8 protein-coding genes are annotated in these 14271 nt (G+C 31.2%); 1 reads left to right on the forward strand and 7 read right to left on the reverse strand.

Annotated features, from left to right (window positions below):
* On the forward strand, positions 1-460 hold a 460-nt coding region (locus F557_RS0114255), incomplete at its 5' end, for an IS3 family transposase (RefSeq protein WP_019002897.1).
* 356 nt (positions 461-816) lie between these two features.
* Here the strand turns inward: F557_RS0114255 and F557_RS0114260 are convergent.
* The 7 genes from F557_RS0114260 to F557_RS0114290 form a co-directional block, all read right to left on the reverse strand.
* The gene (locus F557_RS0114260; protein WP_019002898.1) at positions 817-2412 is read right to left on the reverse strand and encodes a hypothetical protein; all 1596 of its coding nucleotides are present in this window, start codon (positions 2410-2412) and stop codon (positions 817-819) included.
* A gap of 123 nt (positions 2413-2535) precedes the next feature.
* Complete coding sequence (locus F557_RS23515; protein WP_157617912.1) at positions 2536-3531, reverse strand: CatB-related O-acetyltransferase; 996 nt, start codon at positions 3529-3531, stop codon at positions 2536-2538.
* 31 nt (positions 3532-3562) lie between these two features.
* Complete coding sequence (locus tag F557_RS20230; RefSeq protein ID WP_019002900.1) at positions 3563-4357, reverse strand: acyltransferase; 795 nt, start codon at positions 4355-4357, stop codon at positions 3563-3565.
* A 26-nt stretch (positions 4358-4383) separates the two neighbouring features.
* A complete protein-coding gene (locus tag F557_RS0114275; protein WP_084761665.1) occupies positions 4384-7071 on the reverse strand; it encodes a polysaccharide pyruvyl transferase family protein in 2688 nt (895 codons plus the stop codon).
* 223 nt (positions 7072-7294) lie between these two features.
* On the reverse strand, positions 7295-8566 hold the full coding sequence (locus tag F557_RS21495; RefSeq protein WP_019002902.1) for a glycosyltransferase family 2 protein: 1272 nt from the start codon (positions 8564-8566) through the stop codon (positions 7295-7297).
* A 35-nt stretch (positions 8567-8601) separates the two neighbouring features.
* Positions 8602-11349: a CDP-glycerol glycerophosphotransferase family protein gene (locus F557_RS0114285; protein ID WP_019002903.1), complete on the reverse strand. Its 2748-nt coding sequence runs from the start codon at positions 11347-11349 to the stop codon at positions 8602-8604.
* Positions 11350-11388: 39 nt separating this feature from the next.
* Positions 11389-13344 (reverse strand): glycosyltransferase, encoded by a 1956-nt coding sequence (locus tag F557_RS0114290; RefSeq protein ID WP_019002904.1) that lies wholly within the window; start codon positions 13342-13344, stop codon positions 11389-11391.
* Positions 13345-14271: the final 927 nt, after the last annotated feature.

A 14271-nucleotide genomic window follows, 5' to 3' on the forward strand; every position in this document is an offset into this window, starting at 1 on the left:
CACAAGCAAAGGTAAAATATACCTATCAGTCATCAGAGACTGCTATAACGATGAAATAATATCTTATAAGATTGGAAATAAGCCTACGGCAGCTCTGGCTAACGACACATTATCCGAAGCAATTAAGAGTCTGGGAGATTCCGGACTCAAGCCCATAATTCATTCTGACAGAGGGTGTCATTACAGATGGCCTGGATGGATACAAATTACGGAAGATAACGGGCTGGTACGTTCAATGTCCAAAAAGGGGTGCAGCCCTGATAATTCTGCTTGTGAAGGATTCTTTGGAAGAATGAAAACGGAATGCTTTTATAATCATTCCCTGGAGGATCTTTCGTTAGAGGAATTCAAGATATACATGAATAGATATATTCAATGGTACAATAACGATAGAATTAAAAATACATTAGGTGGATTGAGTCCTGTTCAGTACAGACTTAGCAGGGAACAATCTGAGTAATATATGTCCAGTTTTTTGTCCGCATCCCCACTTCCGGAAAAACGCTCTCCGGGACGGCCCAAAGGGAGTAAAAACAAGCCAAAAACCGATCAGCCCCCAAAAGAGAAAAGATCCCCTGGCAGACCTAAAGGGAGTAAGAATAAAATATATGTATGATAGGATAATTCCTAAAAAACGGTTTCATGTTTAACGTTTTTAGGGAAATTCAGGACTAAAATGCTCTTTTAGTGCTAAAGTGAGCACCATAAAATTACGGCAATCCAAATCTCACCTAAATCTCGGGTACGACTGTGTTGTCGTAATTTCTTACGCTTTAGTTGAGGAACACAGGTTTTAGGTGTTGGAAACTAGAGGATTTAATTTATCATTTCGTAGATTTTATCCCCTTGTTTTGACATGAATTTTAACTCATTGATGTTATACAATTCTTTAATAATATTCTGCACCTTTAAAATATAGTCCCAAAATTCATTAACATAATTACTACTTGATAGCTGTACATCTAGTCTAACATGATCTTCGGTATTAGTATTTGGACTAATAACTTTTTGAACAGCATTAAATACGTTAACACAGAATAATGATAAATCCTCGTCATCACAGTGTAACCCTAGTGTTACTGTGTCGTCTGATTCGGAATATGTTAATCTAAAATTAATTTGAGGTTTAATACCTAATAAAAAAATACGATAATGAATAAATCCAGAATTTTTGCCAAATACGAGCCCATTAGGAAGTGGGTGTTTCGCTAAAATATTCATACGATACTTGCGCCAAAATAATTTTCTTTCACTTTCTATGATTGCCCAGTGTTCAGCCTGTTCCATTAGTTTAGGATATTTTGATTTGAGCCCTACATACAAATTTGATATATACTCATTGTCTTTAAGATTAAATGCACGAATAAAGAATTTAATTCTATTTTTAGAATACTTGTCAATATCAAAAACATCCTTAAACGAAAGAAGTTTGTTATGTAAATCTAACGTTAAAAGAGCTCGTAAACATTTAGAGCATGTTGGATTTGAACAATTATTTACAAAACCTACTCTAAAACAAGGATGAAGATATTTTTGTGCAATAGGATAGTCGGCGATACGGATCGTTTTTTCTTCTCTAGATACAGTGCAACCAGTGCTATAACAATTAAAACCCGGTATTGCTAGAATGTGCATTGATAGTAATTCATGTTTAGATGTGTCTGTCTTTGAATTATCAATCAAATTAAAAGATGTAAAGGGTTCAGCTGAGGAAAAATAATATGTTTTCCATAATTTTCTCAAGGATAACACATTTGCCATTGTATTATAGTGGTGAGCTGTTACTGGTATTTTTATTCTTTTAGGATTAAAAATATATTCCATGTAATTAGAGTAACCAACTACCAAAGGCAAATTTAAATCTTTAGAAACACCATAATATCTATTAAACAATACAGAATAGTGACGCTTGAATTCTTCAATGTTTTTACAACCTGATTTCCATAAATCTATGCTACATGAAGAGATAAAAAGGTGCGATAATTTCATATCAGTATATTCGTCACCTGTGTGTGTCATAATCGTATAAAAGGAATCTACGCCGCAAGACACCCCTGTTCCGACACCTTTTGCGTTAAAATTTATGCTGACCAATGGAGCATCAATACATATATTATGCAGCGAATTATCACCTAGCAACAAGCTAGGAATTAATACTTCTTTAATATTATACATAAAAGAACTGGTTACAGGAACCTCGCTTTTTATAGATATACCTTTTCTTATAGCATACATTAAAAGAAGATAAATTATAGCATCAGCATTTTCAGTGACAAGATATGGAGCATATTTAATCTCCACTTCAAAAAATAAATCAACAGGCTCACCACAATCTTCAATATGCGTTACCAGTCTGCATGTAGTATTAGAATAAAACAATTTATTAGTATAAATATGTACTAATTTATTCATTAATTATATCCACCAGTCAACCAAATTATAAAATGTTAGCATCATGATTATTGAATTATAAAAATACAATAAAAACGAAATAGAGTTAACAATATTTAGAAAATCTTAAAAATTAACATGTTGCTATTTACTAGAAAAATCATTCAGAAGTGCATAAACATTAAAATCTTCATTACATGGTATTTCAGTAGAGAAAAAGATCTTTTCTGATAATATTCGTTTCATATCCCAATTCCACCACTGAATTTCAAGCATTTGTTCTATTACTGCTCTTGTGTAACGATACTTAATTATTTTTGCAGGCACGCCTGCAACTACAGCAAAAGGGGGAACATCACGCGTAACCACAGCGCATGAGCCTATAACAGCCCCATCGCCAACAGTAACATTGTTTAAAAAGACAGCATTATCTCCGATCCATACATTATTTCCGATATCTATGAAACCTCGATCAATGTATCTATTTCGTGTTCCACCATCAATTTTCTTTTGTAACGCAATTTGTAAATTTGGTAACTGTAATATATGGTTTCCCGCGATAAATTCGATATTGTATCCACCTGCAATAAATTGTCCCAAGAATACATTTCCATTTTTAGATTGAATTGCACCATTAATAATGGTGTGTCTTCCTACAACAAAAGAACCGTAATTGATCTTTGAACTGGGTTTAATATGTATATCAAGATCCGAACTATTTGATATATCATCTACACTTTTGGGAACACAATAATAGGATTCAATTTGTACAATTCTCCTAAAATGATTTCTTGTTTTTATAATAAAATCAAAAACATTCTCAATACATGGTATTATGTTTTGCGCTACTGCAAAATACTTTTCATAATTAATAAAATCACAGGAACATTTTTGAGAAATTTGTTGTATTAGTGTAATAATTTTTGGGGCGGTATTTATCTTGTTTTTGAGAAAAACACCTTTAATGCAAACTTGGGTTTCTTCTGCAATGAGTGAATAAAAAAAAACAGAATTAATATCATTGCAATAAATTCTAACATTATAACTTGATACTATCGTTACCGTAAAATTTTGAGAAGTGGCAAGATTTCTAAGTTGTCTATAAAGTCCTTGAAATTCAGCTGCTAAGTTCGGTTCCATTGATATGTCCATAATATGTCGGTATGATTTGCTATATAGAGAATCTGTTTTTGTCATATTTTAAAAGGAATTCAAGGGTGATATCATCCACATGATTAATAAGTGAATCCTTATTATTTGATCTATAAACAACCTTTCTATTCTCAAGAGTGTCATATTTTATTGACTCTTCTGGTTCCCAGCTGTTGCTACTTGTACTGAGCCAGTATATTCCTCTTTTAAGTTCTCTTGCAGGATTACCTGCCCATATCGAATTTGACTGAATTGTTTTTCCAGAGACGACCGAGTTAGCTCCAATGATAGACCCTGAACCAACAAATGTTCCTTTTAAAATTAAACAATTTTGCCCAATCCAAACATGATCTCCAATAATAATTGACTTAGACTTGTTGATTCTTTTGCATGTGTCGATATCATATATGAGATGCCCATCAGAGTTGCGAAAAGTTACGCCGTAAGACACGATACAGCCATTTCCTATAACGATATTTTGATGCTCATATACTAAAAAAACAGTTTTCGAATTGTTAAAATCATTAAAGTAGCAATTCTTTCCAATATAAAGAAGGGAGTGATTATAAATGATAGCTATTATTTTATAATTCCTTTTGGATTCATCAATATAAACCACGGAGTTAGAACCTTTAAATTCTATAATACTATTGTTTAATGTAATGTTTTTATCCAAAACTAACGAATTGTCATGACTATTATTTCCAAAAACTACCTTTGTTTTGGTCAGATCTCTGTCATGATGGTTAAGAACAATTCTATTCCCATTCCCCATGTCCCTAATAAAAGCATTTTCAGCAATAGGTATAATCATACTTAACCTCATAATTTACTACCACACTAGATATGTAATTGTTTAATAGATAGCAGCTTTGTAACTATTCCTTCAATCTTGTTAATATTATCGAGGGCGAAAATGATAATAGTATCAATATTTGTTAGATTAATAGGTATATTTAACTTAAATAATGATTTAGGGTTATTAATATTCCACAATCGTTGAATATTTTCAAACGAGACTCTACATGCTTCTTGCAGAGTTTGGTCTTCACAATGTATCCCGAAGTAGAATTTTCCTTTGTAAACAGCAAATTCGTAATGAATTTTATGATTAGTTCCAACAAAATATATTCTATAAAATGAATTTGAATACACAGTGGATAATTCTAAATATGAAGGTATTAATGATTTTAATTTAATTGAAATTTTTTGCCACAGTTCATCTTGTTTTATTTCTGAAAATGATATCTCATCTTTGTTATCATCTTTAGTTGAAAGTTCCTTTCTTAAATTATAGTTTTGTCTCCAAAGTTGAATGTACTGAACATTAATGTCAGTTGAATCTTTCTCGGTCTTTGGCGTCTGCATAAGTGCATTGTAAAGCAAATTATTGCTGTAATTATGGCAAGCATCAATAATGCTATTTATACGTGAAAAATTGTAATCCATACTCATAATGGTACTTCCAAAGGCTTTATCAATGTTATCATAAATAGGAATAAAATCAACACCGTCTTTAAGTAGATTAATTATTGTATCGAATCTTCTCTTATTTCTATTTTTTATAGAAATGTATTTTTTATTAAAAATAAGGGAAAAACAGGTGCCGTGAAATGAGTCTGTAATGACAAATTCGGCATTCAGAAAATAATAGATAAAATCTTCAAATGATAATTTACCTAACACCCCTTCATCGAATGCTTTATTAATTTTGTCATGTTTATCCAAATCTAAAATAACGAATTTCTTTAATCCTAGTAACTGTTCATACTTCTTTACCAATTCTATCTTTTCAGGGGTAGGATCCAATATATACACAAGAATATAATCTGAAATATTTTTTAGCTTTGATTTTTTTGCAACGTCAATAAAAATTTCTTTATTTACTAGAAAAACGGGGTCTATTACTGTCTGAGAACTAATATTTAGATACTTTTTACAATGTTCTACAGCTGAATCTTCACGAAACGAAAGGAAATCAAATCTATTTAACATGTGTTTAAATAGGAACTTAGTGTTATTGTCTTGTTCGAAATTAGGTAGACCTAGTGATGGTGCATATGCAATCTTACGATTAGTATTACTAACAAAAGCCATTAAGAAAAATTCCAAGTGATTTCTGGTAAAGGTAGCAGTTATATTAAATGAATAGTCACTTCCAACAACAAATGATGGAAAAATCTTATTTACTAGTTCTACATCGTTTTTCTTTACTAGGCTGTGGCTCGTTCTGCAATTCTTGGTAAGGAAATCATTAGATATTCCTCTTAATGGTACTAAGGAATCTAATATTACTGGAACAAATCCCATTTTTTCTATAGCTAGATATAATGCTAAATTTGTTGCACAAGAACCGTAATTATTAGAGCCATAAAGTATTAATCCAACAGGTCTTTCACCTAAAACAGTTTTTAAATATGATTCCGTAAAATTCATTGTTTCGTATTTCTTCCAAAATATATTGACAAAATTGGTGTACTTTGAGTTTGGTCGTTGTATATTCGTGTTTAGAAGTTTTATATCTGTGTCAGACATATCCATTAGGTTAAAATTAGGATTATTTTTTAAGGACTCATTCCATATGTAATATCCTTTTGTATTGTTTACTAATACGATAGATGATTTACTCTTATATGGCTCACTATATTTATATTTTCGAGCACTCCAGCAATCACCGATAGTCAGGTCGCCATATCTTGGTAATGATGCAAAATGACATGTATAACAACTTTCTCTAAGAATAATATCCTTTAAAAATGCTTTCATGTATATTGAACTGGTTCCATTGTTTACGCATATGGTTCCGTCTTTCATCCTAATATCCAAACATGAAGACCAGCCATCCTTTTTACGCATGCAAATTTCTGATATATTAGTTAATCCATATTGCTCTTCCAAATACTCTCTTAGTAATTTGTATGGAGGTACCCCATGACACAAAAGATCAACTAAATACAAGTTAGGATAATCCTTTGTTTTAAGAAAACTTTTCAATCCAGCAATTTGACATGGAGTTCCAGTATAAAGCACCGATTGCCCATTATTGAGTAACTTTTTAACTTGAGTGTAACAATCTCTTTGGTCGCTTTGGACATATTTTGATATTCTGAGTTTATCAAGATCTTCTTTTCTGTTAATTATGATATGTTGTACTGAAAAATCATTGTTGTATGCTGCACCAACCACATATCCTTCTTTGCCATTCAACATCCAATCAGCGATATACGAGAAAGCTCCACCAGAAGAGGATTTTGATACAATTCCCTTCTCACCTGTAAATGCAAAAATTTGAGGTCTTTTTTGATTATTATTTATTCTTCTTTCAATATGGATAAAGATGGGACAAACAATTTGGCACATACCACAATCTATACATTTCTCCATATCTATATTAGGAATAAGGAACCCTCTTTGATCGTGGGACATTGATAGTGCTTTTGTAGGACATGTATTAAAACAAGAACCACAACCGCAACATTTATTATTTGTCGATTTTAAATATTCTATACAATTTTGTTTAATAGTCATAATAAATTATTAAAAATAACCATATTGATAGAACTTATAAAGAAAGTAATCAACGCTAGTACCTTTAACTGGGATGTCTATGCGTATAATCTATAAACGATTTAAGATGCCTGAATTTTGAACATTTATTAAATCTCTGACCACGCAAAAGATAGGCTGAATATTATAATTTCTAAGAGAGATTTAAGTGTGTCCCTAAGCTGAATTTTATCTCCATTTTCTACTAATTGACAATACTTCTATTCCAAAGAAATTTAACTAGTCCCTCTTTTCCGTCTTCATATATGAGTGAGTCGTCGTACAATTCTGAATATTTACTGAATAAATTTAATACAGATATAATGGTTTCTTTCCTACTATTTTCATATTTCTCGTAATGTTCTGAATATTTCTTGACAAATCTAAACAATAAACAATTAAACAATTTTTTCTTTCTTTCGATATCTTTAACATTAAAAATGTTAACTAAGCATAGAACCCATTTTTTATATAAATTATCATTAGTTTCCTTCACTTGTGATAAATGCTCTATATTATCTTCAGTTGTTAAATAATAATAGGTTTTATCTTTTATGATTGATATTTTCTTTGCATAACATAGTGCATTTACAATAAATAGCTGATCTTCTCCCACTGATAATGATTTATCAAAAAAGATTGTATTATTGGTAAGTAAATATGTTTTGAACAATTTGAAAGAGTAGAAACTTAGTAGCAAATAATCATTATAAATATCAGCATCCTTAACATTGTTTGGACCATTCCATAGACGAGATTTTAATGACCTGCTTTTACTTGTTGATTCACATTTGACATAAACGATGTCCGAATGGTTATGTATTGCCATATTATACGATTTCATTATACAATCATTATCGATATAATCGTCACTATCGACAAAAAACGTATAGAGACCTCTTGCTGCTAAGAGTCCTATGTTTCTCGGTTGGCTTGCATTTCCGGACTGAATTGGACTCTTTAGTACTGAATAAATTAAACCTTGTGATAGATTATGTATGATATCTATTGATTTGTCGGATGAACTGTCATCAACAAATATAATTTCAAATTTTTCTTTTGGCATGGACTGAGTTTGAAAAGACTTAATAAGTCTGCCTAAAGTTTGTTCTCTATTGTATACAGGAACTATGACTGAAACCATAATTTCTGCATTTTTATCGATATAATCAAAGCATCTCTTGGATATGTCTTCTAGATATTGGCCAATATCATCTGTAGAAATAATTCTTTCAAACTTTAATTTACTTCTGTATAATTCATAAGGTTTTCTCCAACATAATTTTAGGTGTATTAGCTTATCAGAATCATTTAATGGAGTAATATCTATACCAAACCTAACATTTTTATAAACAAATTCACAGACTAGTAGTTTATTTTTTCCATACTCCCAAATTTTTTCTAGAAATTTTATATTTCCGTACCTATTAAATTGTTCGTTTATATATCCTGTTAGAATTTCATTTGATAATAGCATCTTTATTCCTCGTGAATTTATATTCGCTGGTTTTATTAATTAGAAGATAATCTATGTTCGTATCTTTTTGTTTCTTCATAAACTCTTTCGCAGTTATTATGGTCAGTGAAAGCAAAGAAACTGTCAACTCTTGATTCATAAAAATCACTGATATTACATCCCTTTCTCATATAATCGCATATAGCTTTCACACACTGCTCTTGGTTCTTACATACAGGACCAACGCCCATTTCCTCAAAATCCATTGTCTTAGCTTCATATTGAGGAGGTAACTTTTCAGGATGATAGTAAACAATTGGTTTTCTCATAAATGAGAAGTCATACTGAATACCTGAATAATCTGTTACCATCAAACTTGCCTCTGATAATATATTTTCGTAATTCAATGATGGTCCTGCCCCAGCAATAATTTTAACGAAGTCATTTTTTGTAAAGTCATCTATTTGAGGACTTACGATTGGATGTAAGAGATATATTATTTTATATCCGTTTTCTTTTGCGCAGTTAATTAGCTCCTTGTCATTTATTAAGCTGTTGTATATTCTGAAATATTCAGTATGTTTAAAGTTTTCACTGTAAGAGTGCATATGTCCCTTTTGGTTGGTGCCGGCAGTAACGTTTCTTCTCCAGGTTGGGGTAATGAGAACAATTTTATTATTTTTGTTGTATAAGCCATCATAACGGGGGGCGCCGGTAAGACATAATTGATCTTTTAAGTAACCGTATACAGGATGCATTAGATTATCTATTTCATAGGGACTTACACAGAAATATAATTTTGTGTTGTCGAATAGACGGTTTTGGTATTCCGCTATTTGTTGAATAGAAAGACCGTGCTGTAAACAAAGAACATCAAAAGAAAGTAAATCTCTGAAATATAAGGAAAATCTGTCGGAAAAACCGCAATATTTTTTTACATCCACTCGTGTAGCAAAGACATACTTCGCATTAAGCGCGATAATTCGAGACCAAAACGTATCGAAACTCAGTACATGCTTATACCTTTTCTTTAGTTTAGTTGAATATTCGCTGTTCTTATTTATAATATAGTATGTGTCAATTTCGGATGAATGATGGTCTTGCATATATCTAAAGAAATACTCGCCATTATCACCACCTTTAAATAGCTGATCATAAGTGATCCATATTTGTTTTTTATTGAAAAGTGGCTTAGTTAACCAGTAAAACAATCTGTAGAAAATAACATGAAAAAAGAATATCTTATCCTCACTCTTTTCTTTAACTGCCTTATTCATAATATCTGCATATAACCTAAGTTCATTAACAATTCTGCCAATTAGCGTTGTTTTTGAAAATGTAAGGACCTTATTTTTCTCGTCATATTTTACGAAATAATTACTAACTTTAGTATATGAATCTATGTTATTTACTAGACGTGAGGCAAGTTTTGTAAACTTAATTGGAAGTTTGATTACGAAATTTTGATATTTAAGATAAATGCCAATTGTACTTCCATTTTTAAAATCTTTAATAGGTATGTCAAATTGCCCTGTATAACCGGATTTCAAAGTTTTGCCGAAATATTTGTCCAATGAATAAATGCAATCCTGAACTAAATGATATTTGTTTGATCCGATTTTAGCATAACAATTGACCTTAGATGAATCAAAGATGTACGAATTAATTATTTCAATATTAATATTTAATTTATTCCAATCCCAGTTAACTGCTTTAATCTCTGCTTTAAGGTTTTTCGAATACTCTAAGATGGTATCATCATAACAAGCTATTAGTTCATTCTTATTATATACTATTACTGGTTTTAAATTCTGATTGTTGTATTTGATCTTTAACAGAACAAGAGACATGTATTTAGGCAATAATTTCTTATTGTTTATGTTGTATTTAAATATTATACAGTTGTCAATAAGTTTTAGACATTTTGAACAAGCTTTGTAGAAATCTGTTATTTCTTGAACCTCTAAAATATTTTTATGTCTGTTGTTTCTGTTGCATGCGAACCTTAATTCCAAAAGATAGAGAACTGCTAATTTTGCGTAAGGTGATTTTTTGTTATTCTGTAAAATCCTATAAAGAATACCATTAACGGTTTCCGTATACCAGTCTTTGTAATACTGACCTGGATAGTTGTAGAAGTCAAACTCATATATAAACGAGTGCTTAACACTGTGATTAATGCAGCCATATTTTTTTTCCATTGATATTTGATTGATGATATACTCTGCATCAAATTCGAACTGTGCATTCTCATCAAATGAAAATCTTTTCAGAATTTTTTTTGACCAAAAATAGCTTTCAATTCTAAGATTTATGCAATTGTCATTTTGGTTAAGAATTTTTTGTTTATATTCAAAATATTTTACCTTATCTTTATTATTAATAACGTATGGAATGTAGCAAAAAATGTTGAGTTCATTGCTTTGTAATTTAATTTCCTTTAATATGATTTTTAGATCTCTTTCTGACATGTCTACTTCTGTGGAAGTAAAGTTAACATAGTCGGATGAAGAAATGTTAAGAGCATAGTTACGTAGAGAAGCATAATTGTGATGTTGAGAATATAGTTTCTTATCAACTAATGAATCTCTTGCAACGTATGAATTATTAAAACTGCTAGATGAATGACATCTTTTTAATATGTTGTAAATATGTTTTTTTATTGTTTTATTATCTATTCCTACAGTGTCAAAAATATTTAGTTGAATATCTTTACAAAATGATGACTTAACAAGTTTATTCAGTTTTGTTTCAATATTCTCTAGATTCTCAATAATATAGTTAAGAGTAATATAAGATGTCATATATTTATTCTTTGTTTAGGTCTTTATTATTTCATATCTTTAGAAAATCTTGTTACAAATATTCTGAGGGGATTCCTTTTTCCAGTAGATTCCTGTTGCAATTGTTCTTGCGGGATTTCCCGACAAAATACTACCCGATACGATTTTGGAAGTGTTTACAACAGATTTTATTTTAACGAGACAATTTGACGGAATCTGAACATTTTCAGTAATGGTAGTATCATTCTCGATATAAACTGATTCTCCAAGATGAATACCGAAGTTTTCTGCATTGACTATGTTGTTGCTGACTTTTTCACATATTGAGTACGGGACAGATGCTATAAATTTCGTTCCCTTATTGATATAACAGTTTTTGTCTATGATAATTTCAGAATTATTCTGATAATTTGATGCGAAAGTAGTTTTAATGATAGTAGTATTATTTCCTATCCATAAGTTGCATGATTTTGCCTTTAGAACTACTTCAATAGAATCAATAACTGTGTTTTTATTGATAACAACTGCTGATTGATTACCTAGTGTAAAAATACATTTGCCTTTTATGTTGACGGACTCATGAATCTTTACCAATCCGCTTTTCCCTAAGAATTTAACTTCTAAATTAGGTATTGAATCAATAAGATTTAATTCTCCTGAATCATTAAAAGTCATAACATTTCTGTTATTAATAACCTCTTCCTTTGGAATTAACTTTGTTGCAATTTTTTTAACTTTTTTAGAGTTGTCATAATCTGTTTGTATAGTTTCTAATGAATAGTTCCTCATAAAGACAACGTTATTTAACCCTCTTCGGAAAATTAAAGATTCATCAAATAGTGATGAAAAATTTTCAAATAGAATAATAATTTTAGCTAGTTGATTTATCAGCTTCTGTTTTTTGTTTTCTCTTATTACTGAATGGTATTTTGTTGCAAAACTATAATAGAGTGAGTTAAATAGTTTAGATTTTTTATTATAGTTGTCCATTTGCAATACGCTCATAATACTTTCTGACCAAAGCTTATATATTGTGTCATCTGTCTCTTTAATCTTATATTGATTTTTCAAATTTTGCTCTGTGGTAAGATAGTAGTATGTTCGATTTTTTAATACTGCAACATTTTTCGACTTTGAAAGACATTCAATCATAAACAATTGTTCTGCCATATTGTTGAGTTCAAGTTTGAAGTAGAGATTGTTGCTTCTTAAAAAATGTGTGCTAAATAGTTTATACGGGGAAAGACTTGAAATGAGAGAGTTTTTAAAAATATCGGCTTTTGATTTTATGTCTGAACCATTCCATATTCTAGTTGGGACTCTCGTCTCTGGATCTGTTGATTCATATTTTAAATAAATGATGTCATTTCCATTTTCTAAAGCACACTCAATTGCTTCCTTTAGAGTATCCTTGTTCAAATAATCATCAATATTAGCAAACAGTAAATAATCACCCACTGCTGTTTTAATACCGATGTTTCTTGATAGAGACGGAGATTCTGAATTGCTAAAGGTTGATATTACTTTGAAATTTAATCCATTAGCACATAATTTAATCTTCTTAACAGCGTTGTCTGTTGAATAGTCCTCTATAAATATAACTTCAAATGATGATTTATCTATAGACTGTGTTTTTAAGCTGTCAATCAGTCTAGGTATCGCGTAATTGCTGTTACATACTGGAACCACCACTGATACCAATATGTTTCCGTTTTTTTCTATAAGATCTAATGCTTGATATGCAACAGTATTTATAACAGCTGATATTTCTTTTTCCGAAACAGTTTTGTTGAAGCTGATGAAATTTCCGAATTTTTTAGAATTCTTTCTCCAAATAAGCTTTAATTCTATTTCGGTGCCTTTGATTTTTGCATCGAACGCAAATGTTCTGTTCCTGGATGTGAATTCAATAACGGGGAGTTCGTCCTTGTGAAGAAAGATTTTTGAAATGTACCCTTTTAGCTCAGAATTTTCTTTATATTTGTTTAATAATTCGATAACTGTTTCTTTAGTCATTAACCCCCCCCTCCCTTTTTTGTTTCATCTCATCATCATAGTAATCCATTTTTTTTTTTTTCAAGAATTTTTTTTATTAGGGCTTAAACCTTCATTGTTAAGGCTTCAGGGATTCTTGACAAAAGTGCATATGAATCCGTACCATATCGCACACAAATCACCCAGGGTATGGCCGTTTTATCCCCTACATACTTCATGAAAGAAAGTACTACACCGTTGTAAGTTCATGGTCCGGTACATAAGTTTTTGCTCTTGAAACCTATAAGGCCTTAGAGCCTGCCCATGCATTTGAGATGAGGCCAGGTGGTGAAAGGAGAAACTTGGAGGCCATCCACGGTAACGAAATTTGAAAAGTGATACGATCAAAGACGGAGGTGGACTTGCCTGTAAACCCTGTTCTTGTTTTGGCATTTATAAAACGCTGATACAAAACTGGGGTTAATGAGTAGACGCATACATACTTAGAGGCACAACACTCTGTAAAATAAAATGCTGCGGATACAGTTTCTTTCAGAAATTGTTCCGATACTTTTCAGTATAAACTCATTTTCGCAGGCTCGCCCACCGCAAGTCTGTACCGGATCATCTCAAATTGCCGCATTCAATGCCACATATTCTTCGGCCATTGGCATTGATGTGCATTCCAGATTGGATGGTAGCCTGTTTCCAAAAAGGAGAATTCGGTTGCAGTTCATTCACCGAAGAATTCAAGGAATCCGGCACTTCTTTAAAAGCAATCCGGAATTTAGTGATCTGGTGCAATAGCAAAAATCCTGAAATTATCATCATGGAATCAACGGGAATCTATTGGAAGACACTCTACACGGAACTTGAGAAGAGCGGTTTTCCGAGGGATCGCATAGTTGTTATAAACCCGAGGATTCTGAAACCACTGAAAGGACGCAAAACTGACAGGAGCGATGCCAG

Origin of the sequence: Succinimonas amylolytica DSM 2873, assembly GCF_000378405.1 — a bacterium.
Taxonomy (GTDB): Bacteria; Pseudomonadota; Gammaproteobacteria; order Enterobacterales; family Succinivibrionaceae; genus Succinimonas; species Succinimonas amylolytica.

Coding starts and splice junctions, on each gene's coding strand:
- F557_RS0114260 (WP_019002898.1), bottom strand. CDS start 2,412: ATGAATAAATTAGTACATATTTATACTAATAAATTGTTTTATTCTAAT.
- F557_RS21495 (WP_019002902.1), bottom strand. CDS start 8,566: ATGCTATTATCAAATGAAATTCTAACAGGATATATAAACGAACAATTT.
- F557_RS0114275 (WP_084761665.1), bottom strand. CDS start 7,071: ATGACTATTAAACAAAATTGTATAGAATATTTAAAATCGACAAATAAT.
- F557_RS0114290 (WP_019002904.1), bottom strand. CDS start 13,344: ATGACTAAAGAAACAGTTATCGAATTATTAAACAAATATAAAGAAAAT.
- F557_RS20230 (WP_019002900.1), bottom strand. CDS start 4,357: ATGATTATACCTATTGCTGAAAATGCTTTTATTAGGGACATGGGGAAT.
- F557_RS0114285 (WP_019002903.1), bottom strand. CDS start 11,349: ATGACATCTTATATTACTCTTAACTATATTATTGAGAATCTAGAGAAT.
- F557_RS23515 (WP_157617912.1), bottom strand. CDS start 3,531: ATGGAACCGAACTTAGCAGCTGAATTTCAAGGACTTTATAGACAACTT.